Raw genomic sequence first — 23358 nt, forward strand, 5'->3', positions numbered from 1 at the left:
CGCGGTCCGGGCCGTGATGCTCGCCTTCATGGCGGCCCTGTCGCTGCGGGCGGCACCGACCCTCGGCGTGCTCGGCTGGATCGCGCTGATCGCCGTGGCCGCCGTCCCCGCTCTGCTGATGCCCGACCACCGGGTCATCGGACCGCTGGCGCGCCTGGCAGAGGTCATCACGACCTGCCTCGCCGCGGCCGCGATCACCCACATCGCCGACCGGCCCGGTGCGGGCGTCGGCACCGCCGCCATCGTGCTGTCCTACCTGTGGGTGCCGGTCGTGGCGGCCACCCTGATGCGCCGCCGGTACGAGGTGCCCGTCCTGCTCGGGGCGGCCGCCGTGGTCCTCGTCGCGGCCCGCCTCATCGACCCCGAACTGGCTCGCACCGGGTTCACCGGCTCGAGCATCCACTGGCTCGGCCTCACCGCCGTCGCCGCGGCGGTCTCCACCGCCCTGCAGCACAGCCTGCTGTCCCAGCGCGACTCGCCCCAGCCGTACGCGGAGGCCACCCGCCTGTTGACTCAGCTGCGCAGCGTCGCCCGGCAACTGCCCGGGGCGACGCTCGACCCGGGCGGGCTCGCCGAGCACCTGCTCGACGAGGTACGCGCGGTGGCACCGGCGTCCCGGGCTGCGGTCCTGTCGGCGAGCGGCGGCGGGCGACTGGTCGTACTGGCCCAGATGGGGGCCGACCGCGTCGACTGGGAGACCGGTCTGGACGCCGACTCGGCGATCGCCGACGCGTGGGCCAGCCAGCAGCCGCAGACGGCCAACCGGTCGCAGGCGCGGTCGGCCGTGCCCCCGGGGACCGAGGTGTCGGCACTGGTGGTGCCGTTGATCGCTGGTGTCCGTACGGTCGGGTTGATCGTGCTGGAGATCGACGCGCCCGCCGCGTACCCGCCGGCCATGATCTCGCAGGCAGCGCAGGTCGCCGCACCGGCGGCGCTGCGCCTGGAGGCCGCGCTGCTCTTCGACGAGGTCCGGTCGATCGCGACGTCGGAGGAGCGGCAACGGCTCGCCCGCGAGATCCACGACGGGGTCGCGCAGGAACTGGTCATGGTCGGGTACGGCATCGACAACGCTCTGGCCGCGCTCCCGGACGTCGACGCGACCACCGAGGAGCTTCGGGTCCTGCGTTCGGAGGTCACGCGGGTCATCACCGAACTGCGACTGTCGCTTTTCGAACTGCGCAGCGAGGTCGACCGGTACGGCGGACTGGCGACGGCGATCGCGGACTACGCGCGTACAGTCGGGCAGTCCGCCGGGTTGCGGGTGCACCTGTCGCTGGACGAATCGACCGCGCGGCTGCCCGCTGCCACCGAAGCCGAGTTACTGCGCATCGCCCAGGAGGCGATCACAAACGCACGCAAGCACGCCGGGGCCGAGAACCTTTGGGTCACCTGCACCATTGATCCACCGTTTGCCGAAATCGAAGTATCAGATGATGGGCATGGAATGGTGGACCAGCCCAAAGAAGGCCGATACGGTCTTGCAATCATGGCGGAACGAGCGGAACGTATCCGGGGCCGTCTGGAGATCAGACCGCGAGTTCCCAACGGCACGACGGTGGCCGTTGTGCTCGGCTCAGCGCCTCGGCGCGGTAGCGTGTGAGTCACACTAAAAGGGGAGAGCTCCGGATATGTCCACACCCGTCACCTCGACCACACGGACCAAGGTCCTGCTCGTCGACGACCACGACCTCATCCGCCGGGGGCTTCGGCACGCCTTCGAGCGGGACCGGCAGTTCGAGGTGGTCGGTGAGGCGGCAACCGCGGCCGAGGCCATCCGCCAGGCGGGCGCACTGCAGCCCGACGTCGTCATCATGGACCTGCGTCTCCCCGACGGGAGTGGCCTGGAGGCCACCCGCGCGCTGCGCAAGACCAGCGCCAACATGGGCATCGTCGTGCTGACCATGTACGCCGGTGACGACCAGCTCTTCGGCGCCCTCGAAGCCGGCGCCAGCGCCTTCGTGCCCAAGACCGCGCCGGCCGACGAGGTCGTCGCCGCCGCCCGCCACGCCGCGTCGGCGCCCAGCGCGTTCACCGCCGCCGACCTGGCCGAGGCGATGAAGCGCCGGCTGGCACCGACCGGCCCGCAGCTCTCCCCGCGCGAGGGCCAGGTGCTGCGCCTGCTCGCCGACGGCATGAGCGTCGCGGGCATCGCCAAGCAGCTGTTCGTGTCCGAGTCGACGGCGAAGACCCACATCTCGAAGCTGTACGAGAAGCTGGGCGCGGCCAACCGGGCCCAGGCGCTGATGACCGCGCTGCGGCTCGGCCTGCTCGAGGCCCCCGACACCCCGAAGTTCTGATTGCATGATCCTGTAGAGAAAGTGGACCGATAACCCCGCTTTCTCTACAGGATCACGGATACAACAGCTCCCGCATCCGGTCGGCCTGGTGCTGCCAGCCCCACTCGGCCTCCACCCAGGCCCGACCGGCCACGCCCAGCCGGCGCGCCAGGTCCGGGTCGCCGAGCAGGGTGACCACCCGGTCGGCTATCGCCGCGACGTCCCGTCCGCCCACCACGTAGCCGGTCTCACCCTCGCGGACCGCGTCGGGCGCGCCACCGGAGTCGCCCGCCACGACGGGCAGGCCGGTCGCCGACGCCTCGAGATAGACGATGCCGAGCCCCTCCACGTCGAGGCCGGCCCGACGGGTCCGGCAGGGCATCGCGTACACGTCGCCGGCCGCGTAGTGCGCCGGCAACTCCTCCCACGGCACTGAGCCGGTGAAGACCACGTGCTCGGCCACGCCGTTCTCACGCGCCAACCGCTCCAGTGACGGCCGGTAAGGTCCGCCGCCGACGACCAGCAGCGCCGCCCCGGGCACCCGGCGGCGGATCTCCGGCAACGCCCGGATGAGCGCGTCCTGGCCCTTGCGGGGCACCAGCCGGGACACGCAGACGACGACCGGCCGGTCGGACAGGCCGTGCCGCCGGCGCACCTGCGAACCGTCGACGTCCGGGTGGTACGCGTCGGTATCCACCCCGGGCGCCAACCGGCGCAACTCCGTCACGTCGTCGAGCACCGGGGCCAGCCGGGCGTGGGTGTATCCCCCCAGATAGGTCACCACGTCGGTGCCGCAGCCGATGCGTCGCAGCAGGCCGCGGGCGCCGGGCAGGGCCGCCCAGCCGACCTCGTGGCCGTGGGTCTGCGCCACCGCCCGCCGGATGCCGGCCCGCCGGCGCAGGCCGTCGGCGAGCAGCCCGAGCGGCGCGGCTGCCCCGAACCAGACGGTGTCACAGCCGTACGCCCGCGCGAGCTCCGCCGCCCGACGCGCGACGCGCGGGGTGGGCAGCAGGATCCCGGTCTCCTCGCGTACCACCTCGAACGGCTGGTCGGCGTCGAACTTCTCCGCGCCCTTCCAGGTCGACGCGTACACGACGACGGAGTCCGCCGGCTGGCGTACCGCGAGGTTGTGGACGAACTGCTGGATGCCGCCCGGCCGGGGCGGAAAGTCGTTGGTGACCAGCAGGGTCCGGCTCATCGTGCGCTCCTTGCCCAGGCTCGGGCGGTGGCCATCCGCTGCACCGTCGACGGGTGCGACGCGAACAGCATGTACTCGACCGGGTTGGGGTCGGGATCGCCCAGGTTGACCTGCGACAGCCGGGCCTGCATGGCCGCGAACGTCGCCGGGTCGCGGGTGAGGGCCAGGGCGTGCCGGTCGGCGCGCGCCTCGATGCGCCGGGACACCGCGTTCTGCAGCGGCCCGGCGACGAGCCCGGCGACCGTGGTGATCGCGAGCAGCAGCGCCACCGCGCGCGGCTCGGCCAGCGACTCGACCCCGGCCCGGCGCAGCAGCCCGGCCCACGAACCGAGCAGGTAGAACGCGCAGACCGCCGCGGCTGCCCCGAGCGCGGCCAGGAGCGTGCCGGTCACCACGTCCCGGTCCTTGGCATGGCCGAGCTCGTGCGCGACCACCGACTCCACCTCGGCGGCCGGCGCCTCCCGCAGCAGGGTGTCGTAGACGACGATCCGGCGGGTCGGGCCGAACCCGGAGACGTACGCGTTGACCGCCCTGGTGCGCCGGGACGCGTCGGCGACCAGGACGTCGGAGACCGGCACACCGTCCCGGTCGGCCATCGCGACGAGGTCGCTGCGCAGCTGACCGGCCTCCAGCGGCGTGAACTTGTTGAACACCGGCTCGATCAGGACCGGGAACACGAACGTGAGCAGCACCGTCAACCCGGCGGCGCCCGCCGCGCCGAACGCCCACCACCACCGGGGCGCGAAATGAGTGATCGTGTAGAACCCGACCAGCACGATCGCGCCGAGTACCGCGGCGATCGCGTACCCCTTGAGCAGGTCGACCGCCCAGCCGCCCCACCCTTGGGTGGACAGGCCGAACCGGCGCACGACGCTGTGCCGCCACGCGGCGAACGGCAGGCCGACGAGCTCACCGGCGAAGACCACGAGCAGCCCGCCGAGGAGCGCCTGGGCCAGCCAGTGTCCGCCGAACGGCCGGCCCGCCAACCGGACGAGTGCGGCTCCAAGCGGGGTGAGCCCGAGCGCGAGCGCGGCGACGAGCCCGATCGCCATGCCGCCGTACATGCTCGGCCGCAGGGCGGAGCGGAACTCCCGACCACGGGCGACGGCGTCGGCCGGCAGTTCCCGCAGCGCGGCGATCTGGTCGGCGCGGGGTGCGGGCGGGCTGGTCCACGGCACCCGCAGCGCCGTGATCAGGGCCAACGCGGCGAGCAAGGCCACGAGCGCGGCGGCGGCCCACCACCGAGGGGTCATCGCGGCTCCTCCCGCTTGATCGGGCGAGCCAATCTTAATGGGGGCTATGCGGCGTGGTGCCCGCGCCGCATCGGGGGGACCAGCCGTAACCGCGGGGGGCTGTCCTCGCGGCTGAGCACGGTCACCTCGAAACCGGCGTCGGCCAGCGCCTGCAGCGCCCGGCGCTCCTCCTCGTCGGCCAGGCCGGCCGTGGCGTCTCCCCAGCCGGCCCCGACGTCCGGGCCGACCGTCGGCGCCGCCTGGCCGAACAGCAGGTTCACCACGCATCCCCCGCATGCCTGCCCGCGCACCTTGCACGTGTCGCAGTCGATGAGCATCGGCTCCTCCTAGCGGTCCACCACCGTGGGTAACCAGACGCTAGAACAGGGGTACGACAGAAAACCTCAGGAGCGGGCGAGGCGGCGCAGCAGGGCGTCCGCGCCGAGCGGGTACGCGCCGTGGCGGCGCACCCCGTCGGCGACCTCCCGGTCCGACGAGACGACCACGACCGGGCGGCCGGCGGGCTCGGCACGTACCAGCCGGCGAATCAGTTCGTCCGCCGTCTCCCCCTTGCGGGAGAACAGCACCCGCACCCCGCGGGGGGCCGGTGGAAGGCCGACGACCCGCTCGGCACCGTCGAAGACCACCGTGACCTCGGCGCCGGTCTGCGCCGCGAGGCCACCGAGCCCGTTGACCAGCCGGCCCCGCTGCTGCTCCAGCGAGATCTCGGCGAACCCGCGTTTGGTCACGTTGTACCCGTCGACGACCAGGTGCGCCTTGGGCAGCGCGAGCAGGTGGTCCAGCCGGACCGGATCATCAGCGTCGAGGGCGCGGGCGCCCGTCGCGCCGCCCGTGGCGCCGGGCTGCTCGGCGTGCACATCGGCGACGAAGTCCGCCGGCAGCCGGTCGGCCGGTTCGAGCGCCAATTCGCGGCGCAGCCCCACGGCCGCCCGGCCGATCGTCTCCAGCAGCAGCCACAGCCGCGCGTCGTCGACGGCCCGGGCGTCCTTGGCGGTCTGCCGGGCCGCCCCGGCCAGGGACTCGGCCTCGGCCAGCTTCGACTTCAGCCGGCGTACCTCCGCCTCGTGGTCCGCGGTGGCGCGGGCGGCTCGCCCTTTCTCCGTGGCCAGCATCTCGCTCGCCTTGCGCTCGCGCGCCTGCGCCTCCCGCATCGCCTTGCCGAGGGCGCGGACCTCCTCGCGCAGTCCGCCGGCCTCGTCGCGCAGCCTCGCCAGCTCGTCGCGCAGCTTGTCGGCCTCCACGCGGGCCACGGCGCGATCGTGCTCGGCGCGCGAGACCCGCTGTTCGATCTCGCGGATCCGCTCCTCGACCGCCGCGCTCGCGGTGTCGGCGCGTACCGCGCTGCTGGCCGCCACGATCAGGTCCCGCCAGCCCTCCGGCCGGGCCAGGTACGCCAGGGCGGCGACGTCGACCGGGTCGGCGGCGGCCGGCGGGGTCCCGCCGGCGATGGCCGCGCCGAGCTCGCCCGCCTCCTCGACGACCCGCGTCGCCAGCCGCTGCCGCAGGAGCGGATCCCCACTGAGCTGGGTCGCGATGATCGGCCCACCGAGCCGGGCGCGGCGGTTGGGCGCGAACTTGGCCACCCGCCGCAGCGCCATGGGCAGCTCGTCGCTCGGCATTCCGGTGATCGCGGCGGCCGCCAGGGTGATCACGCGCTGCCGCACCGGCTCCGGCAGCGCCGGCTCCGGCTCGAAGTCCTGGTCCCGCATAGGAGCGCCGGTAGCCTCGGCTACGTCATCGGGGAACTGCTCCGGTGCGGGCATGCGACAAGTGTCGCATTGCTGACGCCGGGATCGCCCTCACCAGCCGGCCGATCTTGCCTCGGCCCGCGCCCCGCCCCGGTGACCGAGGAGGTCCGGGAGACCCCGATCACCATAAAAGGAGCGGCGCCGACAAAGTGTCAGAGGGAGGCCGTAGCGTGCCCGCCGTGGCCGAAGCAGTGCGTGAAACCTTCCATCAGGAGACCCTGGACGCGCTGGTCGACGACGCACGAGCCCGTTCGCTGTTCGCGACCACGTTCGTGGTGGTCGATCTGGAGACCACCGGTGGTTCACCGGACGGGGGCGGCATCACCGAGATCGGCGCGGTCAAGGTGCGGGGCGGAGAAGAGCTCGGCGAGTTCGCGACGCTGGTCAACCCCGGCGAGCGCATCCCGCCGTACATCACGGTGCTCACCGGCATCACCGAGGCGATGGTCCTGCCGGCCCCGCGTATCGACAGCGTGCTGCCCAGTTTCCTGGAGTTCGCCAAGGACGCCGTCTTGGTCGCCCACAACGCCCCCTACGACATGGGCTTCCTGAAGGCGGCGTGCGCGGCCCACGGATACACATGGCCCAAGCCGCTCGTCCTCGACACCGCCGCGCTCGCGCGGCGCGTGCTGACCCGCGACGAAGTGCCCAACCACAAGCTGGCCACCCTGGCGCGGTGGCTGGGGAACGCCCGGCAGCCGTGCCACCGGGCCCTCGACGACGCCCGCGCCACCGTCGACGTGCTGCACGCCCTCATCGGCCGGCTCGGTGGGCACCGCGTCCACTCGCTCGGCGACGCGCTGGAGTTCGTCAAGGCGATCAGCCCGGCCCAGCGGAAGAAACGGCATCTCGCCGAGAACCTGCCCAACACCCCGGGGGTGTATGTCTTCCGCGACAGCCGCGAGCGCCCGCTGTACGTCGGCACCAGTTCGGCCATTGCCACGCGGGTCCGCAGCTACTTCACCGCCTCGGAGAAACGGGCCCGCATCAACACCGAGATGCTGGCCGCCGCCGAGCGGGTGGAGGCGATCGAGTGTGCGCACTCCCTCGAAGCGGAGGTGCGCGAGCTGCGCCTCATCGCCGCCCACAAGCCGCCCTACAACCGTCGGTCGAAGTTTCCGGAGCGGATCGTCTGGCTCAAGCTGACCACCGAGGCCTATCCGCGATTGTCCATTGTGAACAAACTCGCCGACGACGCCGCGGCCTACCTCGGCCCGTTCGGCTCCCGCCGCCTCGCCGAGCTCGCGGCTGCGGGCGTGCACGAGGTACTGCCGCTACGCCAGTGCACCCAGCGCCTGTCGACCCGCCGCACGGTGGCGGCGTGCGCCCTCGCCGAGTTGGGGCGCTGCCCGGCGCCGTGCGAGCACCGGATCACGCCGGAGGAGTACACCGCGGCTGCTGCCGAACCGTTCCGCGCCGCCACCGGCGGCAATCCCGGCGAGGTGGTCCGCCGGCTGCTGGCGCGGATGCGCTCGCTGTCGGAGGCGCGACGCTACGAGGAGGCGGCGGCGATGCGCGGGCGCCTGGTGGCGTTCCTGAAGGCATCCGTACGCATGCAGCGACTGGCGTCGCTGACGTCGCTGCGTGAGGTGGTCGCCGCCCGGCCCGCCGCGACCGGCGGCTGGGAGCTGGCGGTCATCCGCCACGGCCGGCTGGCAGCAGCCGGCACCTCCCCGCCCCGGGTACATCCACGACCGACCCTCGACGCGCTGCTCGCGACGGCCGAGACCGTACAGGCCGGCCCCGGTCCGGTACCCTGCGCAAGTCCGGAGGAGACCGAGCGGGTGCTGGCGTGGCTGGAACGCCCAGAGACGCGACTGGTGCAGGTCGACGCCGGATGGGCGTCCCCTGTGGACGGTGCCGGTCGGTGGCGCGAGCTGCTCACCACCGCCGAGGCCGCCAGCGGCCATATCACCCACTTGGGTGATTAGCCGATCGGACGAACGAACATTCTCAAATGGCCGTTCGGCGGCCTGTCGGCTCACTAGGCTTGGTACACCCCCCACTCTCTGGTGGCCAGCCCGGTCAGAGGAGGTGTCCGAGTGGATTCCGGCGTTTCCGGGATCAGCGGGCGCCTGGAGTCTGCGCCGGGCGCACTCACAGAGGCGGTTGGCTGGGACGAGTTACCATACGCGAACGACGAGTTGCCGCACGTGAACGACGCGCTGCCGCGCCCGAACCCAGCACCCGAGGACGAACTCGACCGCGACCGAGGTACGCGCGCCGACGCGCCCGCCGCCACCCGTGAATGGCCGGACAACTCGGCGGGGAAGTCCGCGCCCGAACCCAGACCGGCGGTGGCAAGCCGTCCAGGGCCACGCGGCGGTTCCGGCCGGACACCGGCCCCATCCAGGCGTGGCGCCCAACCGAAGGCGAAGACGCCCACCAGAAGCACACCACCCAAGGCCGCCGCCCCGGCGAAGAAGCCGGGGCCTGTCCCCACGCAGACCAGGTCGCCCGAGCCCGCCTTCTCGGCCCCCGCCGTGGCCACGCCGACCCCTCCGACCACACCGGGCCTCACCCAGCGACTGCTGTCGATGCTGCCGTGGCCGACCGCCCCCGATCCGATCAGTGACCTGGTCCGTTCACATCGGTCGGCCCACCCAGGCGGCGACGCCAACCTGCTCCGCCGGGCGTACACGATCGCCGAACAGATGCACCGGGGACAGACACGCAAGAGCGGCGACCCGTACATCACCCACCCGCTCGCGGTCGCCGAGATCCTCGCCGACCTCGGCATGGACACGACCACCCTCGTCGCCGCCCTGCTCCACGACACGGTCGAGGACACCAGCTACACGCTGCAGGCCCTCGAAAACGACTTCGGGCCCGAGGTCGCCCTGCTAGTCGACGGGGTCACCAAGTTCGACAAGGTGTTCTACGGGGACGCCGCCGAGGCGGAGACCATCCGCAAGATGATCATCATGGCCGGCCGGGACGTGCGCGTACTCGTCATCAAGCTCGCCGACCGGCTGCACAACATGCGTACCCTCGACGCCCGCTCCCCCGGCTCCCGGACGCGCATCGCCCGCGCGACTCGGGACGTCCTGGTGCCGCTGTGCGACCGGCTGGGCATCCAGGCGCTCAAGCGCGAACTGGAGGACTGCGTCCTCAAGGCGCTCAGCCCGAGCGGTCACGCCCTCATCGCCGACTACCTCAAGTACCGCCGTGGCCGGGAGTCGTATCTGCGCCGGGTCGTCGCCGAGGTGGAGGTGGAGCTGAGCCGGGTCCGGGTGGACGCGACCGTCTCCCCGCGCCCGCGCCACCTGTACTCGATCTGGCAGGACACGGTCGCCGGCAACTACCCCGAGCCGCACGACCTGCCGCGCATCGTCATCGTGGTCCATGGGCCGGACACCGACTGCTACGCCGCGCTGGGCGCGATGCACGGTCGATGGCGCCCCGTGCCCGGCCGGTTCAAGGACTTCATCGCCTCCCCGAAGAACAACCTGTACCGCTCGCTGCACACCACCGTGCTCGGGCCGGATGACGAGCTGCTCGAGGTGCTCATCCGGACGGCCCCGATGCACCGCGATGCCGAGTACGGCATCGTCGCCAACTTCCGCTTTTCGAAGGACGCGGCATCCGCCGGCAGTGCGAAGAAGGAGCAGCTGGCGTGGCTGCGCCGGGTGCTCGACTGGGAAGGCGCCGCGACCGACCCGGCGCAGTTCCTCGCGTCGCTGCGCTGCGACCTGGCCGAGTCGCAGATCATCGTGTTCACGTCCACCGGGCGGCCGGTGCTGCTGCCGGCCGAGGCGACGCCGGTCGACCTCGCGTACACGCTGGGTAAGGACATCGGGGACCGATGTATCGCGGCGAGGCTCAACGGGCGCCTGGTCGCACTGTCGTCCGAGCTCGACGACGGCGACGTCGTGGAGATCATCACCCGGGAGGGTCAGCGCGACGAGTTCGACGTCGACGACCTGGCACCGGCGCCCGGGCCGTCGCGGGACTGGCTGCAGTTCGTCAAGACACCGCAGGCCCGGCTGCACCTCACCGACTGGTTCGCCGACTCCGAGCCGCTGGCGGTCACGATCTCCGACAAGGTACGCCTCGGGCGGCTGGCGATCGGGCTGGCGCTGCGGCAGCGCGGCCGCGGGCTCGGCAGTGACCTGCCGCTGATCCGCCTCGCGGCCAAGCTCGGCTACCCCGACGTGGAGACGCTGCTCGTAGCGGTCGCCGACCACAAGCTGTCAGCGCCGGAGGTGGTGGACCGCCTGATCGCCTCGGTCGACCACCACACTCCCCCACCGACCCATTAGCCTTGCGCAATGGCCGCTTCCCCCCGACCCGCCGCGCTGCGGGCGCTGCGCCTGACCGCGTTCCGGGCGTTCTACCGGCTGCCGCTGCGGTGGCGGCGCCGGCTGGTCCGGATGGGCACCGCGCACTACATCGTCGGAGCGGTCACCATCGTGCGGGCCGCCGACGGTCGGTCGCCGGGGCGGATCCTGCTGCTGCGCCAACCACCGGGGCCGGGCTGGTCGCTGCCCGGCGGCCTGCTCAACCGGGGTGAGCGGCCGGTCGTCGGCGCGGCACGCGAACTCGCCGAGGAGACCGGGATCCGGGTCGACCCGGCAGACCTGCGCCCCGGCGTACCCAACGCGATCGTCCACTCTTCAGGCCGCTGGGTCGACATGGTCTTCGAGGCGTCGGTACCGGCGGACCAGCCGTTTACCGTCGACGAGGCCGAGGTGCACGAAGCGGCCTGGCACCCGCTCGACGCGCTACCGCGACTGACCGGGCCGACCGCCCGCCTGCTCGCCCACTACGGAATCGGCCCACTGGCCGGCCGCCCCGAAGATGACTGAGGTCTGCGCGGTGGTCCTGGCCGCGGGCGAGGGGCGCCGACTGCGCCCGTTGACCGAAGTACGGCCGAAGGCGCTCTGCCCGGTCGGCAACGTGCCCCTGCTCGACCGGGCCCTCGCCCGGCTGGCCGGCCTCGGGCTCTCCGGCCCGGCGCAGGTGGCGGTGAACGCCTGCTACCTCGGTGAGCAGGTGGTGTCACACGTCGGGGACCGGGCCCACCTGTCGGTCGAACCCGGTGCGCCCCTCGGCACGTCGGGCGGCATCGGCAACCTGCGGAACTGGATCGACGGGCGAGGCGTGCTGGTCGCCAACGCGGACGCCTACCTGGCCGGGTCAGCGCCGCCGGGCCCCGACGTGGAATCTCTGCTCGACGGGTGGGATGGCGAGACCGTACGGCTGCTCGGCGTACCCGCCGGGGACGCCGAGCGCGAGTTCGGCCCGTACCGGTTCGCCGGCCTGTCGCTGCTGCCCTGGTCGATGGTGCTTTCGTTGGCGGCAGCACCGAGCGATCTGGTCCGTACGGTCTGGCGCCCGGCCGAGGCCGCCGGAGCGCTGACGGTGGTGGAGTACGCCGGGCTGTTCCTCGACACCGGCACGCCCGTCGACTACCTGGCCGCCAACCTGCACGCCGCGGGTGCCAGCAGCCTGGTCGACGCCACGGCGAACATCACCGGGCAGCTCGTCCAGGCGGTGGTCGGCGCCGGTGCGCGGGTCGAGGGCCGGGTCACCCGCGGCGTGGTGTGGCCCGGCGGGTACGTCGGACCGGACGAGCACCTCGTCGACGCCGTACGGGTCGGTCGTGATCTGACCGTCGCGGCCGCGCCGTAGCATGTGGAGGTTCCGCCCAACCCGCGCAAAGGAGCCCACGGTGATCAACGCCATCGTCCTCATCGACTGCGACACCGACTCCATCCCGGAGGTCGCGCAGTCTCTGGCAGACCTGCCGGGCGTGAGCGAGGTCTACTCCGTCGCGGGCAACGTCGACCTGATCGCGATCGTCCGGGTCCGCGAGTTCGACCAGATCGCCGAGGTGATCGCGGGCCGGATCTCCAAGGTGCCCGGCGTGATCAACACCGAGTCGCACATCGCCTTCCGGGCGTACTCGAAGCACGACCTCGAGGAGACCTTCGCGATCGGCTTCGAGGAGACCGACTGACCCGCGGGTCGCGCCGGTCTCCCCGGCCGACGGTCACAGCCAGCGGCGCCACCACTCCAGGATCGCCGCGAAGCGCGCCACCCGGTGCGAGGGCAGGCCGGAACGGGACAGCTCGTGCCCCTCACCGGGGAAGAGCAGCAGCTCCACCGGTACGCCGCGCAGCTTGAGCGCGACGTACAGCCGCTGCGCCTGCTCGACCGGGCAGCGCCAGTCGTGCTCGGAGTGGATGATCAGCATCGGGAGGTCGATGCGGTCAGCGTGGCTGAGCGGGCTCTGCCGGTCCCACTCGGCCGGGTCCGGGCCGTACAGGTCCTCGCCGAAGAACCAGCCGATGTCCGACGAGCCGGCGAAGCTGTCGATGGCGTTCACGGCCCGCTCGCTGATCGCCGCGGAGAACCGGTCCCCGTGGTGCGCGGCCATCCACGTGGCCATGAACCCGCCGTGCGACCCGCCGAGCACGCCGACCCGGGAGGCGTCCAGGTCGGGCGCCTTCAACGCGGTGTCCAGCAGGGCCAGCAGGTCCCGCGCGCTGACCTCGCCGACGTCGCCGATCACGGCCCGGCCGTGCGCCTCGCCATACCCGCTGGAGCCGCGCGGGTTGCCCATCACGACCGCGTACCCGGCCCCGGCGTACACCTGGGCCTCGTCGAACAGCCGCCAGCCGTACTGGGTGAACGGGCCGCCGTGGATCATCAGCAGGGCGGGGTGCGGGCCGTCGCCCTCGGGCCGGACGACCCAGCCGTGCACCGGGTACCCGTCCGGCGCGGTCGCGTTGATCTCCTCTTGCGCGAAGATGGGGCCGTAGCCGGCGTTCCAGTCGGTGATGCGCCGAGGCTCCCCACCCGGTACGACCACGGCCAGCTCACCCCACGTCGTCGGGTCGGCCAGCGTCACGACCGTCGTGCCGCCCGCGGAAGCCACGCCCAGGACCTGCCGCTCGCCGCCGACCAGCACCTCCGGTTCGCCGCCGGCGTACCCGATCCGCAGCAACTCCACGGAGCCCCGGTTCTCGTTCAGGACCAGCACCCCGTCGGGCACGACGGCGATCTCCCCTTCCACCGCGGTCAGGCCGTGCCGGCTCGGATCGGTCAGCGCCTTCGGGGCACAGCCGGCCACCGGGACCGACCAGAGCATGTCGTTGCGGCAGACGGCATGGCGGCCGTCGGTCTCCACACCGACGAAGAAGACCGTCGCGCCGTCCGGGGAGAACCGAGGCTGGCTCACTCCGAAGCCGCCGGCGGTGAGCCCGCGCAGGCCGCTGCCGTCCGGCCGGCTGACCCAGAGATCGGTGAAGAGGTCGTCGTCGTGGCTGTCATGGCGGGCCGCCGTGAACGTCAGCAGTTCACCGTCCGGGCTCCAGGCCGGCTCACCATGATCGAAATCCCCCTCGGTGACCTGGGCCGGCTTCGCCGCCTCGGCCAGAGCGTCCACCACGAACACGTGGCGACGCCGGTCGAAGGTGAAGCCGACCCCGTCGAGGCGGTACCAGAATCCGGTGATGCGCCGGGGCGGCTCCTGCTCGGCGCCGCGGCTCGGGACGGTGCCGTACCGCCCGTCGGCCGGCACCCGCGCGGTGTACACCAGCCGAGTCGAGTCTGGGCTCCACCCCGGCGCCCGGTCCACGCCGAGCGGGTGGTCGGTGAGCCGGCGCGCCTCACCGCCGGCGAGCGGCATCACCCACAGTTGCGGCTTACCCGCCTTTGCCGTTCTCGGGTCGGCGTCGCGGGCGGGCTCCTCGCGTACCGCCCGGATGAACGCCAGCCACCGCCCGTCCGGAGAGATCGCCGGGCCACTGTCGCGCCAGCCATGGGTGACCTGCCGCGCAGGGCCGGAGCCGTCGGTGGGTACCAGCCACAACTGGCTGGTGTAGTCGTCCGCGTCGAGGTCGATTCGCCGTACGGACACGACCGCGCTGGCACCGTCGGAGCTAAGGGTGGGAGTCCCGGGCACGCGCGGCAGCGAGAGGTCGGAAGGTCGCATCGACGGACCATATCGGATCAGCCGAAAAGTTACTGATCAGTAGATCTATGCTTTCCGCCGTGGATTACGCACAGGAGTACGTCGACCGGGACAGCGACCGCATCGGGCTGCACCTCTATCCGGACACGGCTGGCCCGGCGGTCGTGATCTGGCCGGCGATGGGGGTGCCGGCCGGGTACTACCGGCGGTTCGCCAACCAACTGGGCGCAGCCGGGCTCTCCGTCGTCGTGGCGGACCTGCGCGGCACGGGCGCCAGCACGCCCATACCGAGCCGCGCCTCGACGTACGGCTACGCGGACCTGGTCGCCGACGTCGCCGCCGTGCAGGAGGCGCTCAAGGAGCGCCTGGACGGGCGGCAGACCCTCCTGTTGGGCCACTCACTCGGCGGGCATATCTGCTCGCTGTACCTGGCCACCCACCAGCCGTCCGATATCGCCGGCCTCGTGCTGGTCGCGTCGGGTACGCCGTACTGGCGAGCTTATCCCCGTGGGCACGGACTGGCCGTCCTGCCGTACACCCAGGGAATCGCGGCCACCTCCGCGCTGCTCCGGGTCTGGCCGGGCTGGAGCTTCGGAGGGCGGCAGGCGCGCGGCGTGATCCGGGACTGGGCCTACACGGCCAGGTACGGGCGCTTCCCCCGGCTGGACGGGGCCGACGTGGAGGCGGCGCTGGCGACCGTGCGGACCCCCGTCCTCGCCATCAGCGTCGACGGTGACCGGCACACGCCTCCGTCCACCATGGACCACCTGTGCGCCAAGCTGTCGGCCGCGCCGATCGAGCGGGTGCACTACCCGGTCGCCGAAGCCAGCGCCCCGCTCAACCACTTCACCTGGGTACGCGCGGCCGCGCCGCTCGCGGCGCGGGTGGCCGCCTTCGCGGCACGCGTCTGAGCACTCAGCGCGGCACGCGTCTGAGCACTCAGCGCGGCGCGCCGGTAGTGAACGGCGCGGTCTACGCGCTCTGCGCCGCGGCGATCCAGCGCCGCATCAGGTCGGCGGCGGCGCCCGAGTCGATCGCCGCGGCCGCCCGGCCCATGGCCGCGCGCAGGGAAGCGGTCAGGTCATCGCCCCAGCCGCCCTGTGCGACCAGCGCAGCGGCCGCGTTGACCAGCACCGCGTCGCGTACCGGGCCGGTCTTGCCGGCGAACAGGGCGCGCGCCACCTGGGCGTTGTACGGGGCTTCGCCGCCGCGTAGGTCCTCCGGCCGAGAGCGGGCCACGCCGAGATCGGCGGCGTCGACGACCGTTTCGGTCACGTGGCCGTCCCGGACCGCCCAGATCCGGGTCGGTCCGGTGGTGGTGAACTCGTCGAGCCCGTCCTCACCGCGCATCACGAGCACCGAATCGCCGCGGCGCGCGAACACCTCGGCCATGACGCCGGCCATCCGCGGGTCGGCGCAGCCCACTGCGGCGTTCGCTGGCTGTGCCGGGTTGGTCATCGGCCCCAGGAAGTTGAAGAATGTGGGTACGCCCACCTCGCGGCGCGGGGCTGCGGCGTGCCGCATGCCGGGGTGGAACCGCGCGGCGAAGCAGAAGCCGATCCCCACCTCGGTGACGCACTTGGCCACCTCGGCCGGGCCGAGGTCGAGCGCGATGCCGAACTCCTCCAGCAGGTCGGCCGCCCCGCACTTCGACGTGGCTGCCCGGTTGCCGTGCTTGATGATCGGCACCCCGGCAGCGGCCACGACGATCGAGGCCATCGTGGAGATGTTGACGGTGTGCGCGCCGTCTCCACCGGTGCCGACGATGTCGACAGCGGACGCACGGAGATCGGCGGGCAGGTCCACCCGCGCGGCGTTGCCGAGCATGGCCTCGACCAGCCCGGTGATCTCCGCCGGCGTCTCCCCCTTGGCGCGCAGCGCGACCGCGAACGCCGAGATCTGCGCCGGGGTGGCGCTGCCGGCCATGATCTCGCCCATGGCCCAGGCGGTGTCTTGAGTGGACAGCTCTTCGGCCCGCAGCAGCGCCGCGAGCAGAGTCCGCCAACTTCGCTCGGTCATGACGTCAGCTGGTCACGACTGCGCGTCCACGCAGCAGGTCGGCGACGGCACGTCCGGTGAGCACCGGGTCGAGCGGGTGCACGAGGGTCGCGTCGACCTTCGCGTACGCGGCGAGCCAGCGGTCGGCTGCCCGGGCGATCACCACGCAGGTCGGCGGCGCGTCGGACAGTTCGTCCTTGAGCTGGCGCGCGATGCCGATGCCGCCCGCCGGGCTGGCCTCGCCATCGAGCACAACCAGGTGGACGTCCTGGTCGTCGATGACCCGGACGGTCTCCGCGTACGTGGACGACTCCACGAACTCCACCGTCAGGTCCTTGGCCGGCCGGGTGCCGATGGCCAGCCGCATCCGCTCCCGCACCTGCGGGTCGTCGCTGTAGAGCAGAACCGTGTAGCTACTCTCGGTCATCGCCTGCTGGCTCCCTGAGTGTCTCGACTGCCGTGGGGATCGTACCCGCCCTGCTGCTCCCACCAAGGGGCGGCCAGCATCTCCGGCGAGCCGTCCTCCGCCGGCACGCCGGCAGCGTCCGTCGCCTCCGCCGCGGGCCGGGCGGTCTCCGCCACCTCCTGCCGGTCGAGCCGCCGGTCCTCCCGGCGGGCCTCGCGCTCGGCGTGCCGCATCCACTGCGCCACGAGCACGCCGAGCATCGTGACGCTGACGACCTCACCACCGGCCCACAGGATGCCGCCGGCCACCCGCTGGTCGACGAAGGGGTCCACCCAGCCCAGGCCGAGCGAGGGGTACCAGTCGCCGCCGAGCAGCGTGGTGCTCTGCATCACCGTCAGTCCAAGCACCGTATGGAACGGCGTGGACAGGAACATCAGCATGGCCCGGCCCGTGTACGGCCAGCGTCCGGGCAGCGGGTCGATCCCGACCAGCGGCCAAAAGAACAGGCAGCCGACCGCGATGAAGTGCACGTGGGTCAGCTCGTGGACCCAGGTGTGGCGCATGGCCAGCTCGTACAGGCTGGTGAAGTACAGGATGAACGGGGTGACCACGAACAGCCCGTACGCGAACAGCGGGTAGGTCCAGATCTTGGCCACCCGGCTGTGCAGCACCGCCAGCAGGACCCGGCGGGCACCGGCCGGAAGGGTGCGCAGCGCGAGCGTCACCGGCGCACCGAGCGCGAGGAAGATCGGCGCGATCATGGACAGCACCATGTGCTGCACCATGTGGACCGACAGCAGGGTGGTGTCGTACGTGCCGACGCCGGTCAGTGTGACGGACGCAATACCACCGAGGCCCAGGACGACGAACGAGGCCGTCCGGAGCACCGGCCACCGGTCGCCACGCCGCTCCAGTCGCCACACCGCGTACAGGTACGCGATGGCGACGGCCAGCAGGGAAACCACGAGCAACGGGTTGAGGTCTAGCTGGAGCAGGGTGCCAGCCTGCGCGGGCGGAAGGGGCTCATCGCCCCCACCGTGCGCGAGAATGGCGACCGCAGGGCCTGGATACTGCACGGACAAGAGGCTATCCGGCGCCGCCCGCAGCGCCCAGGAGCGGTATGGACCGCCCACGAAGGTGGCGACACGCACGAATGCGGCGACCCCGACGCGTAGCGGCTCTACCCAGAGGCAATAATGGCCGCGTGACTGCTGCCCCAGCCATCTCTAAGAGTCAGATCCATTCGCTGACCAGGCCCAACATGGTCAGCGTCGGGACGATCGTGTGGCTCTCCAGTGAGCTCATGTTCTTCGCGGCGCTGTTCGCGATGTACTTCTCCATCCGGGCGGCGGCGCCGGGCCTGTGGAAGGAACACACTCCACACCTGAACCTGCCGTACGCCGTCACCTTCACGACGATCCTCGTGTTGTCGTCGGTGACCTGCCAGTTCGGTGTGTTCGCCGCCGAGCGCGGCAACGTGCACGCACTGCGCCGGTGGTTCGCCCTCACCTTCGCCATGGGCCTGGTGTTCGTGCTCGGCCAGGCGAATGAGTACCGCGTACTGGTCGAAGAGGGCGTCAAGATCAATGCCGACGGTTTCGGGTCGATGTTCTACCTGACCACCGGCTTCCACGGTCTGCACGTGACCGGCGGCTTGGTCGCCTTCATCTTCTTTATGATCCGCACCACCATGGGGCGTTTCACCCCTGCACAGGCCACCTCGGCGATCGTCGTGTCGTACTACTGGCACTTCGTCGATCTGGTGTGGGTCGCGCTGTTCAGCATGATCTACCTGCTGAAGTGACGCGAACGGTCCAAATTTCACATCCGGTCGGCGTGGCTTCAGACGAAGTACCTGATGACAAAGGTTGAGGACATGACTTTCGACGATTCGGCCGGCGCTGCCGGTCCGCCACGCGAGGCCCGACGCGGCAGGCTTCTCGCCAGTCCGGTGCGGAGAAGCCGCCTGCGTCGCCGCGTCTTCGCGGGTCTACGGCTGGTCACCGCGCTCGCCATCGTCGGGGGCATCTACACCGCCTTCGCGCCCGGCAGCCAGGCTGAGGACACCCCCAAGCTGACCGAGGCCGCACAGCTGGGCAAGCGCCTGTACGACCAGAGCTGCGCCACGTGCCACGGCCCGAACGCCCAGGGCGTCCAGGGCCGCGGCCCGAGCCTGATCGGCGTCGGCTCCGCTGCGGTGGAGTTCCAGGTGGAGACCGGCCGGATGCCCGCCGCCCGCCCGCAGCAGGCACAGGTCGAGCGCAAGCAGCCGATGTTCACCACCGAACAGGCCCAGCAGATGGGCGCCTACGTCCAGGAGCTGGGTGGCGGCCCGCAGCTGCCGTCGGGTGACAACCTCCGCGAGGGCGGCGACGTCGCTAAGGGCGGTGAGCTGTTCCGCGTCAACTGCGCCTCGTGCCACGCGTTCAGCACCAACGGTGGCGCGCTCTCGTCCGGTAAGTTCGCGCCGAGCCTGGAGCCGACCACCGACCGCCAGCTCTACGCGGCGATGCTGACCGGCCCGCAGAACATGCCGGTGTTCGGCGACAACCAGCTGACGCCGCAGGAGAAGCGCGACATCATCGCGTACGTCCAGTTCCAGAAGCAGGACAAGGACCCGGGCGGCTTCGGTCTCGGCCGCTACGGCCCGGTCCCCGAGGGCCTGGTGATCTTCCTGGTCGGCATGGTGTCCATCCTGTTCGTCACGCTGTGGATTGCAGGAAAGTCATGAGTACCCACACTGACGTCGACTTCGACGTGAAAGATCCTTCGCTAACCCGATTTGACCTGGTCAAAGAGGGTGCGCGGCGGGACGGCGTTGAGATCGTCCACTACGCCCCCCGGTTCCCGGTGCCCGGCACCCGCGCCGAGAAGCGCGTCGAGCGGACGATCGCGTTCATGCTCGTGCTCTCCGGCCTCCTCGGTCTGGGCTTCGTGGTCGCCTACATCTGGTGGCCGTGGAAGTACGAGCCGGGCAACGGGCTCGACAAGCTCTACAACCCGGTGCTGGGCATCACGCTCGGCGGGTCGCTGTTCCTGCTCGGCATCGCCATCGTCACCTGGGCCAAGAAGCTGCTGCCGGAAGAGGTGTCGATCCAGGAGCGCCACGACGTGGCGGACCAGGCGGAGCGGGCCCTGACCGGCGCGACCATCCTGAACATGGTCGACGAGACCGGCATCAAGCGCCGCCCGCTGCTGAAGGGCGCGCTCCTGGTCGGTGCGGCGCCGCTCGGCGTCGCCGCGGCCGCGCCGCTGGTCGGTGGCCTGATCAAGAAGCCGGACCACATCCTGTTCGAGACCGCCTGGAAGCCGGCGGACGGCCACAAGGTGAAGCTGACCCGCGAGGACGGCAGCGCGGTCCGCCCCGAGGACGTCAGCGTCGGTGGCCAGATGACCGTCTACCCGGGCGTGCCGCACGGTGCGAGCAACGAGCACGCCGACTCGCCGGTCCTGCTGATCCACCTGCGGGAAAAGGACGCCAGCGAGCTGCGGGCCAACCTCAAGAACGTCGCGGTCAACGCCGAGGACGGCGGGGCGATCTGGGGCAACTTCGTCGCGTACTCGAAGATCTGCACCCACGCCGGCTGCCCGGCAAGCCTCTACGAGCAGCAGACCAACCGGCTGCTGTGCCCGTGCCACCAGTCGCAGTTCCACATCACCGACAACGCCCGGCCGGTCTTCGGCCCGGCCACCCGCCGGCTGCCAATGCTGCCGCTGAGCGTCGAGGACGGCGTCTTCGTGGCCAAGTCTGATTTCAGGGTTCCGATCGGGCCCGGGTTCTGGGAGCGCCCATGAAGCGACGGAAATTTGACGTAGCGGCGCTGCCGGCCAAGGCCGGCGGCGAGATCGACGACCGACTACAGGTATCCGCCCCGCTGCGGCGCCTGTTCAACAAGGTCTTCCCCGACCACTGGTCCTTCCTGCTGGGCGAGATCGCGCTCTACTCGTTCATCGTCCTGCTGCTGACCGGTACGTTCCTGACCCTCTGGTTCGACCCCTCCATGGAGGAGGTCCACTACAACGGCCCGTACACGCCGCTCAACGGCATCGAGATGTCCCGGGCGTACGAGTCGAGCCTGCAGCTGTCGTTCGAGGTCCGGGGCGGCCTGATCATGCGGCAGATGCACCACTGGGCGGCGCTGCTGTTCATGGCCTCGATCGTGGTGCACATGCTCCGGGTGTTCTTCACCGGCGCGTTCCGCAAGCCGCGTGAGCTCAACTGGGTCATCGGTGTGCTGCTGTTCTGGCTGGGCTTCGTCGAGGGCTTCGCCGGCTACTCCCTGCCGGACGACGCGCTCTCCGGCACCGGTCTGCGCATCGCGCACGCGATCATGCTGTCGATCCCCGTGGTGGGTACTTGGGTGGCGACCTCGCTGTTCGGCGGGGAGTTCCCGGGCACCGTGATCCTCGGTCGGCTCTACATCGCGCACGTGCTGCTCGTGCCGGCCATCCTGCTCGGCCTGATCGCCGCGCACATGGGCCTACTGGTCAAGCAGAAGCACACGCAGTGGCCGGGTCCGGGGCGCTCCAACGACAACGTCGTCGGTGTGCGCATGTTCCCGGGCTTCGCGGCCAAGGGTGGCGCGTTCTTCATGGTCGTGTTCGGTGTCATCGCGCTGCTCGGCGGCCTCTTCCAGATCAACCCGGTCTGGCTGTTCGGCCCGTACAAGGCGGCGGTCGTCTCCGCGGCGAGCCAGCCCGACTGGTACGTCATGTTCCTGGACGGCTCGACCCGTCTGATGCCGCCGTGGGAGGCCCGCTTCCCGCTGTGGCCGGGGCACCACTACACGCTGCCGCCGCTGTTCTGGCCGACGGTCTTCCTGCCGGGCGTGCTGACGATGCTGCCGCTCTTCTACCCCTTCATCGAGGCGCGGAAGTTCAAGAGCAAGCAGTCGCACCACCTGCTGCAGCGTCCGCGTGACGTACCCACCCGGACGTCCCTGGGCGCGATGGCGCTGGCGTTCTACTTCGTGCTGATGATCTCGGGCGCCAACGACGTGCTCGCGGAGAAGTTCCACATCAGCCTGAACGCGATGACGTGGGCCGGCCGTATCGGCCTGCTGCTCCTCCCGCCGCTCGCGTACTGGGTGACCTACCGGATCTGCCTGGGTCTCCAGCAGCACGACCGGGAGGTTCTCGCGCACGGCATGGAGACCGGCATCATCAAGCGGCTGCCCAACGGCGCCTTCGTCGAGGTGCACCAGCCACTGTCGCCGGTGGATGCGCACGGCCACCCGACCGAGCTGCCGTACGCCGGCTGGGTCGTACCGAAGAAGATGAACCGCATCGGCGCGCTCGTGCCGACGGTGAAGGGCTTCTTCTTCCCGGTCGAGGAGGCGGCCCAGCGGACCCTTCCCGCGGAGGCGCCGGTGTCGCCGGCACCGTCCCGCGAAGGGATCGGCAGCGGCAAGCACTGATCCGCGCTCAACCAAGGGAGGGGCGCCCGCCGGACATCCGGCGGGCGCCCCTCCCTTTTGTGTGCCTGCTCGGATTTGTGTGCCGGCTCGGACTCGACACGCCGAGCGACCTCCACCTCCACCGCCGCGGCCCGCAGCCGTGGCATGGTCGCGGGTGAGGTGAACGGGAGGTGCCGGCGGTGCGATTCCTCGAGCTCTACTGCAGCCACTGCGCGACGGTATGTGTGTTCGAGCAGCCGCCGTGCCGGGACGGCCACGACGCCGACTGCGACGAGTGGGTCTGCACCGGATGCGGCGACGCGCTGCTCATCGCGTCCTTCCCACCGGTACGCCTGGAGCGGCGGCCCGTAGCGACGTCACCGCGGGCCGCCTGACGCGCGGCCCGCAGAGCTGCCGCCCGATTGGGCGGTGGACCTACATTCCCCGGAAACGGCCCGGTTAGACCGGGCCCTATACGGGGGGTAAACCTTCGCCTGGAAACGCCGTAACGGCGCACAGAGGGCGTCTCTCGCCGTTCGATTTCTCCGCCCCCATGCCGTTCGGGTTCTCGGCGCCTGAGTTCTCTGCGTCAGCCACCGCTGCAGCCGCCGACAGGTACCGCGCGCCCGGAGCGCGCCGGTCGGGGGTAAGCACCAAAAACGCCGCAGCGCCCTCCTTCAGGAGGGCGCTGCGGCGTTTGTCGCTTGTGAGGCTGTGAGACTCAGTGCTCCGCGCTGCGGCGCGAGCCCGTGTAGTACTCGAAGAGCAGGCCACCGGTCGTCAGGATCACGGCGATCATGCCCACGGCGATGAGCCAGGGCGCCCAGTACACCATGCCGAGGCCGGCCAGCGAGGCCGCCAGGGCCAGGCCGAAGGGCCAGTAGCTACCGGGGCTGAAGAAGCCGACCTCGCCCGCGCCTTCGTCGATCTCCGCGTCGGCCCGGTCTTCGGGCCGCAGGTCGATCCGGCGGGAGATGAACCAGAAGTAGCCACCGCACATCGTGCACAGCAGGCCGGACAGGACCAGGGCGACCGTGCCGATCCACTCGACCCGGTGGGGGTCGCTGTCCTGCCAGGTCCACCAGCCGTAGACCGCGCACATCCCGAAGAGGAAGCCGGCGATCACGGCGAAAAGCTTGAACTCGCTCTTCATGTTGCGTCC

General features: G+C 71.3%; 22 protein-coding genes. 13 read left to right on the top strand and 9 right to left on the bottom strand.

Features of this window, described 5'->3' with window-relative positions; genetic code table 11:
- Window positions 1-16: 16 nt before the first annotated feature.
- Together HC028_RS01945 and HC028_RS01950 are read left to right on the top strand one after the other, a co-directional pair.
- Window positions 17-1600 (top strand): sensor histidine kinase, encoded by a 1584-nt coding sequence (locus tag HC028_RS01945; protein WP_168072270.1) that lies wholly within the window; start codon window positions 17-19, stop codon window positions 1598-1600.
- Between the two features lie 28 nt (window positions 1601-1628).
- Complete coding sequence (locus HC028_RS01950; RefSeq protein WP_168071948.1) at window positions 1629-2297, top strand: response regulator transcription factor; 669 nt, start codon at window positions 1629-1631, stop codon at window positions 2295-2297.
- A 52-nt stretch (window positions 2298-2349) separates the two neighbouring features.
- On the opposite strand, the gene HC028_RS01955 is transcribed toward HC028_RS01950, so the two are convergent.
- The 4 genes from HC028_RS01955 to HC028_RS01970 all read right to left on the bottom strand — a co-directional run bounded on the left by HC028_RS01955 (window position 2350) and on the right by HC028_RS01970 (window position 6436).
- Window positions 2350-3474, bottom strand: a complete 1125-nt coding sequence (locus tag HC028_RS01955; RefSeq protein ID WP_168071949.1) for a glycosyltransferase family 4 protein — start codon at window positions 3472-3474, stop codon at window positions 2350-2352.
- Window positions 3471-4727 carry a M48 family metallopeptidase gene (locus tag HC028_RS01960; RefSeq protein ID WP_168071950.1) on the bottom strand — a complete coding sequence of 419 codons (1257 nt, stop codon included), beginning with the start codon at window positions 4725-4727 and terminating at the stop codon, window positions 3471-3473. The genes HC028_RS01955 and HC028_RS01960 overlap by 4 nt, the downstream gene beginning before the upstream one ends.
- A gap of 44 nt (window positions 4728-4771) precedes the next feature.
- Window positions 4772-5044, bottom strand: coding sequence for a hypothetical protein (locus HC028_RS01965; RefSeq protein ID WP_239075331.1), 273 nt, complete (start codon window positions 5042-5044; stop codon window positions 4772-4774).
- 66 nt (window positions 5045-5110) lie between these two features.
- On the bottom strand, window positions 5111-6436 hold the full coding sequence (locus HC028_RS01970) for an NYN domain-containing protein (protein ID WP_239075341.1): 1326 nt from the start codon (window positions 6434-6436) through the stop codon (window positions 5111-5113).
- Between the two features lie 230 nt (window positions 6437-6666).
- On the opposite strand from HC028_RS01970, the gene HC028_RS01975 reads away from it, so the two are divergent.
- The 5 genes from HC028_RS01975 (at window position 6667) to HC028_RS01995 (ending at window position 12437) form a co-directional block, all read left to right on the top strand.
- Entirely contained in the window at window positions 6667-8406 is a 1740-nt protein-coding gene (locus HC028_RS01975) for a DEDD exonuclease domain-containing protein (RefSeq protein WP_168072272.1), read from the top strand.
- A 552-nt stretch (window positions 8407-8958) separates the two neighbouring features.
- Complete coding sequence (locus HC028_RS01980; RefSeq protein ID WP_239075332.1) at window positions 8959-10737, top strand: RelA/SpoT family protein; 1779 nt, start codon at window positions 8959-8961, stop codon at window positions 10735-10737.
- Between the two features lie 9 nt (window positions 10738-10746).
- A complete protein-coding gene (locus HC028_RS01985) occupies window positions 10747-11283 on the top strand; it encodes an NUDIX hydrolase (protein ID WP_168071952.1) in 537 nt (178 codons plus the stop codon).
- Window positions 11276-12109: an NTP transferase domain-containing protein gene (locus HC028_RS01990; protein ID WP_168071953.1), complete on the top strand. Its 834-nt coding sequence runs from the start codon at window positions 11276-11278 to the stop codon at window positions 12107-12109. The genes HC028_RS01985 and HC028_RS01990 overlap by 8 nt, the downstream gene beginning before the upstream one ends.
- 40 nt (window positions 12110-12149) lie before the next feature.
- Entirely contained in the window at window positions 12150-12437 is a 288-nt protein-coding gene (locus HC028_RS01995; RefSeq protein WP_168071954.1) for an Lrp/AsnC family transcriptional regulator, read from the top strand.
- Window positions 12438-12470: 33 nt separating this feature from the next.
- On the opposite strand, the gene HC028_RS02000 is transcribed toward HC028_RS01995, so the two are convergent.
- Window positions 12471-14417 carry a S9 family peptidase gene (locus tag HC028_RS02000; protein ID WP_168071955.1) on the bottom strand — a complete coding sequence of 649 codons (1947 nt, stop codon included), beginning with the start codon at window positions 14415-14417 and terminating at the stop codon, window positions 12471-12473.
- Window positions 14418-14464: 47 nt separating this feature from the next.
- Between HC028_RS02000 and HC028_RS02005 the strand changes: the two genes are divergently transcribed.
- Window positions 14465-15307, top strand: coding sequence for an alpha/beta hydrolase family protein (locus tag HC028_RS02005; protein WP_168071956.1), 843 nt, complete (start codon window positions 14465-14467; stop codon window positions 15305-15307).
- Between the two features lie 61 nt (window positions 15308-15368).
- On the opposite strand, the gene trpD is transcribed toward HC028_RS02005, so the two are convergent.
- The 3 genes from trpD to HC028_RS02020 are packed head-to-tail and all read right to left on the bottom strand — an operon-like array spanning window position 15369 to window position 17876.
- Window positions 15369-16415, bottom strand: a complete 1047-nt coding sequence (trpD, locus tag HC028_RS02010) for an anthranilate phosphoribosyltransferase (RefSeq protein ID WP_168071957.1) — start codon at window positions 16413-16415, stop codon at window positions 15369-15371.
- Window positions 16416-16419: 4 nt separating this feature from the next.
- Window positions 16420-16821 carry a hypothetical protein gene (locus HC028_RS02015; RefSeq protein WP_168071958.1) on the bottom strand — a complete coding sequence of 134 codons (402 nt, stop codon included), beginning with the start codon at window positions 16819-16821 and terminating at the stop codon, window positions 16420-16422.
- Entirely contained in the window at window positions 16818-17876 is a 1059-nt protein-coding gene (locus tag HC028_RS02020) for a cytochrome c oxidase assembly protein (protein WP_203981169.1), read from the bottom strand. The genes HC028_RS02015 and HC028_RS02020 overlap by 4 nt, the downstream gene beginning before the upstream one ends.
- Window positions 17877-18004: 128 nt before the next feature.
- Here HC028_RS02020 and ctaE point away from each other — a divergent pair, with 128 nt between their 5' ends.
- From ctaE to HC028_RS02045, 5 genes are all read left to right on the top strand, one after another.
- A complete protein-coding gene (gene ctaE / locus HC028_RS02025) occupies window positions 18005-18604 on the top strand; it encodes an aa3-type cytochrome oxidase subunit III (protein ID WP_203981170.1) in 600 nt (199 codons plus the stop codon).
- A 72-nt stretch (window positions 18605-18676) separates the two neighbouring features.
- Window positions 18677-19531 (top strand): cytochrome bc1 complex diheme cytochrome c subunit, encoded by an 855-nt coding sequence (gene qcrC, locus HC028_RS02030; protein WP_168071960.1) that lies wholly within the window; start codon window positions 18677-18679, stop codon window positions 19529-19531.
- Window positions 19528-20595 (top strand): cytochrome bc1 complex Rieske iron-sulfur subunit, encoded by a 1068-nt coding sequence (gene qcrA / locus HC028_RS02035; RefSeq protein ID WP_168071961.1) that lies wholly within the window; start codon window positions 19528-19530, stop codon window positions 20593-20595. The genes qcrC and qcrA overlap by 4 nt, the downstream gene beginning before the upstream one ends.
- Window positions 20592-22217 carry a cytochrome bc1 complex cytochrome b subunit gene (qcrB, locus tag HC028_RS02040; RefSeq protein ID WP_168071962.1) on the top strand — a complete coding sequence of 542 codons (1626 nt, stop codon included), beginning with the start codon at window positions 20592-20594 and terminating at the stop codon, window positions 22215-22217. The genes qcrA and qcrB overlap by 4 nt, the downstream gene beginning before the upstream one ends.
- 179 nt (window positions 22218-22396) lie before the next feature.
- Window positions 22397-22591, top strand: a complete 195-nt coding sequence (locus HC028_RS02045) for a hypothetical protein (RefSeq protein ID WP_168071963.1) — start codon at window positions 22397-22399, stop codon at window positions 22589-22591.
- A 326-nt stretch (window positions 22592-22917) separates the two neighbouring features.
- On the opposite strand, the gene HC028_RS02050 is transcribed toward HC028_RS02045, so the two are convergent.
- Window positions 22918-23349 carry a cytochrome c oxidase subunit 4 gene (locus tag HC028_RS02050; RefSeq protein ID WP_168071964.1) on the bottom strand — a complete coding sequence of 144 codons (432 nt, stop codon included), beginning with the start codon at window positions 23347-23349 and terminating at the stop codon, window positions 22918-22920.
- Window positions 23350-23358 lie beyond the last annotated feature (9 nt).

This window comes from Planosporangium flavigriseum (genome assembly GCF_011947225.1).
In the GTDB taxonomy this organism is placed as follows: domain Bacteria; phylum Actinomycetota; class Actinomycetes; order Mycobacteriales; family Micromonosporaceae; genus Planosporangium; species Planosporangium flavigriseum.

Excerpts from the sequence above, each read along its gene's own strand:
- HC028_RS01945 (WP_168072270.1), top strand. The coding sequence starts at position 17 with ATGCTCGCCTTCATGGCGGCCCTGTCGCTGCGGGCGGCACCGACCCTC.
- HC028_RS01950 (WP_168071948.1), top strand. The coding sequence starts at position 1,629 with ATGTCCACACCCGTCACCTCGACCACACGGACCAAGGTCCTGCTCGTC.
- HC028_RS01955 (WP_168071949.1), bottom strand. The coding sequence starts at position 3,474 with ATGAGCCGGACCCTGCTGGTCACCAACGACTTTCCGCCCCGGCCGGGC.
- HC028_RS01960 (WP_168071950.1), bottom strand. The coding sequence starts at position 4,727 with ATGACCCCTCGGTGGTGGGCCGCCGCCGCGCTCGTGGCCTTGCTCGCC.
- HC028_RS01965 (WP_239075331.1), bottom strand. The coding sequence starts at position 5,044 with ATGCTCATCGACTGCGACACGTGCAAGGTGCGCGGGCAGGCATGCGGG.
- HC028_RS01970 (WP_239075341.1), bottom strand. The coding sequence starts at position 6,436 with ATGCGGGACCAGGACTTCGAGCCGGAGCCGGCGCTGCCGGAGCCGGTG.
- HC028_RS01985 (WP_168071952.1), top strand. The coding sequence starts at position 10,747 with ATGGCCGCTTCCCCCCGACCCGCCGCGCTGCGGGCGCTGCGCCTGACC.
- HC028_RS01990 (WP_168071953.1), top strand. The coding sequence starts at position 11,276 with ATGACTGAGGTCTGCGCGGTGGTCCTGGCCGCGGGCGAGGGGCGCCGA.
- HC028_RS02000 (WP_168071955.1), bottom strand. The coding sequence starts at position 14,417 with ATGCGACCTTCCGACCTCTCGCTGCCGCGCGTGCCCGGGACTCCCACC.
- HC028_RS02005 (WP_168071956.1), top strand. The coding sequence starts at position 14,465 with ATGCTTTCCGCCGTGGATTACGCACAGGAGTACGTCGACCGGGACAGC.
- trpD (WP_168071957.1), bottom strand. The coding sequence starts at position 16,415 with ATGACCGAGCGAAGTTGGCGGACTCTGCTCGCGGCGCTGCTGCGGGCC.
- HC028_RS02015 (WP_168071958.1), bottom strand. The coding sequence starts at position 16,821 with ATGACCGAGAGTAGCTACACGGTTCTGCTCTACAGCGACGACCCGCAG.
- qcrC (WP_168071960.1), top strand. The coding sequence starts at position 18,677 with ATGACTTTCGACGATTCGGCCGGCGCTGCCGGTCCGCCACGCGAGGCC.
- qcrA (WP_168071961.1), top strand. The coding sequence starts at position 19,528 with ATGAGTACCCACACTGACGTCGACTTCGACGTGAAAGATCCTTCGCTA.
- qcrB (WP_168071962.1), top strand. The coding sequence starts at position 20,592 with ATGAAGCGACGGAAATTTGACGTAGCGGCGCTGCCGGCCAAGGCCGGC.
- HC028_RS02050 (WP_168071964.1), bottom strand. The coding sequence starts at position 23,349 with ATGAAGAGCGAGTTCAAGCTTTTCGCCGTGATCGCCGGCTTCCTCTTC.